Source organism: Gilliamella sp. Fer4-1, assembly GCF_001690515.1.
GTDB lineage: Bacteria > Pseudomonadota > Gammaproteobacteria > Enterobacterales > Orbaceae > Gilliamella > Gilliamella apicola_C.
Window position 1 is genome coordinate 1 of sequence record NZ_LZGZ01000122.1, and the last position, 633, is coordinate 633.

1 pseudogene is annotated in these 633 nt (G+C 30.8%); it reads left to right on the forward strand.

Going from position 1 to position 633, the window contains the following annotated elements:
* Positions 1 to 167 precede the first annotated feature (167 nt).
* Positions 168 to 366 (forward strand): annotated as a pseudogene (locus tag A9G30_RS13570) (integrase domain-containing protein); the annotation flags it as partial.
* Positions 367 to 633 lie beyond the last annotated feature (267 nt).

The window sequence follows — 633 nt, forward strand, 5'->3', positions numbered from 1 at the left end:
ATCCGCTCGTTTTTTGCCATTTTGGTATAACATTACCCTCTGTTTTTTAAATTCATTACTAAAACTGCGTTTTTCTCTTCTTGAAATGAGATTTGTCATTGTTGGTTCCTTTTGTTTTTTAGTTATCATCACAATGACCTTATTAAACTGGTACTAATTAGTGTAGCCTGTCCAAACCTAATCTAAAACAAGCCATGACCTATTGGCGTAATCAAAAAAGCACTATAGGCTTAACAGGCAAAATTTCACCATAGTCTAAGATATGCCTTTGCTCAGGATATGACTCAACACTACATCAAACAAGGTTATACTGAAAAAGAAGCCCTAGCCCTCACTTCTATGGATTTAGGGCATGGGGATGGCTAAAAAAGTTTATTTGAATTATTATCCTATTAATTAGTTTTCTACTGCTAAAGTTTGCACCTAAACCAGTATTCAAATATACAATCCCTATATTTTTTGGTGCTACTTTTTTAGTTTTTTTGTTTGCTAGGTTTTATCTTAGTATAGTTGTTTTTTAAGGCGAATTATTGTTTAAAAAATATTTGAGGTATGTTTAAGAAAATGTTTGGTTATACATGGTATTGAGTCTATCATTAAAGAATATGATAATTTTCTATATAAAGTAACAAC